The organism is Alicyclobacillus contaminans DSM 17975, assembly GCF_000429525.1.
Classification (GTDB): domain Bacteria; phylum Bacillota; class Bacilli; order Alicyclobacillales; family Alicyclobacillaceae; genus Alicyclobacillus_A; species Alicyclobacillus_A contaminans.
Genome location: NZ_AUCA01000104.1, coordinates 1 through 1,584, shown reverse-complemented (window position 1 = coordinate 1,584; position 1,584 = coordinate 1). Strand labels below are relative to the sequence as shown.

The following is a 1,584-nucleotide window of genomic DNA, read 5'->3' as shown; positions in this document are numbered from 1 at the left end:
ACAGGAGTCTGACAGCACTCCATCTACTGAGTCAAATGCAAAAAGCTACGAATGAATGAGAAAACAAGAGAAAATGAAAAGATCATTGAGGGAGGGCGAATGTACAAGATAGGGGTTCACCTAACCCTGCATCATCATACAAAATACGGTATATAGGGGGACGCCACGTTGTTCTGCATGTTTGAGTGAGGTGAAATCCGCGGAAACTATTTTCAATCAACATTTTACTACACCTCGTCCTCATTAAGCAGTCGGAGTAATTCGCCTATTCGAAGGATCGTTCAGATTTCGCGTGCCTCTTTAAAATCGTTGTCCTGGCTCTAAAGCGGTCACTGGTTGGATGGGGCCAGAGCGATTCGGTTCCTCCTCTTGCCGTTCACAAAGCACTCCAAAAAATGGATTGAAACTAAACGTGGAGTCTCTGCGTCTACGTTATGTGTACAAAATCAGGAGGTCAACCTAAACATGACAAGATATAGCAAATGGATAACAACTTCAGGAGCATCATTAACTATCGTGGGAATTCTTGCAGGGTGTGGTTTGGCAGGCAATGGACCATCTGAAACAACGAATGTGACGAATACGGAGACAACAGCAACCAACAATTCTGGATCGACAAGCTCGAATCTATCTGCGCCAACAACATCGAAGCAAACAAATGAAATGAACACTGATGCAATCACCATCTACACAAATCCAAATTTTTTGCCGCAGAGTAAAGGTCAAGAATATACCTCATATTTTGATGGAACAGTAGTTGTAGAAACATCGAATCAAATGTCCCAAGAAGAAAAAGGCGGGCATAGTCCGTGGAAGGCAAGTCCAGTTTATGTTGCTTTGTATGGGACACAGAACTTTGCACCGGATGGATCAATCATCCAGACTTCGGATACATCCAAGGAATTTGTAGGAACGTATCACGGTGTAAAGGTGACATATACGCTTCTTTCATCCACTGGTCACACCGCCAAGGTAGTCGAAAAGGGATTGCCATTTAGCTTGACCATCGATCTGTACAAGCCGTTGCATCATTACTACTGGTTGATTGATGGTGTTCAGATGGATGGTTAACCTCTAAAGAATTTGATTGGTATTAATAGTGTCGGGTTATATCAGAACGCCACATTTTCGTGAATTTTTAAGTTGCGGGAAACAGAGCACCAACACTCTCCCTTTAGTGGGTTACTAGAAATAATGTCAGAGTGTTTGGAGGAATTCGGATACAGTAATGACAATTTTACAAATAAATAACACAATCTGTTTTTGATTGTGGCAAAGGATCTTCTCATTCCGTTTCTGAAATCAAGCAACAGAGTGGTTATACTGGTTGACAATTTAGATAAGGCGTGGACAGCTGAGAATGATCTCACTCTTCAAGCCCAGATGGTTCACTCTCTACTCGGTATTCACAATTGGCTTCGAGCTGACTTAGTGTCTTGAGGGCTTATAACTATTTATGTTTAGGGTTTGCTTTTTCCAGTATTTCTTCTGCCCTTTTCACCCATTTGAATGGCTTGGCGTTTTCATTCCAAGCATCGAGAAACGTGTGAATCGCGGCCGTGAGTGCCTTTACACTTCGAAACA

At 42.4% G+C, this 1,584-nt stretch carries 1 protein-coding gene; it reads left to right on the top strand.

Annotation, left to right across the window (positions count from 1 at the left end; translation table 11 throughout):
- Positions 1 to 465 precede the first annotated feature (465 nt).
- The gene (locus G463_RS23075; RefSeq protein WP_156900299.1) at positions 466 to 1,071 is read left to right on the top strand and encodes a hypothetical protein; all 606 of its coding nucleotides are present in this window, start codon (positions 466 to 468) and stop codon (positions 1,069 to 1,071) included.
- Positions 1,072 to 1,584: the final 513 nt, after the last annotated feature.

What these genes read in the sequence shown, in the direction of transcription:
- G463_RS23075 (WP_156900299.1), top strand. Translation starts at nt 466, where the DNA reads ATGACAAGATATAGCAAATGGATAACAACTTCAGGAGCATCATTAACT.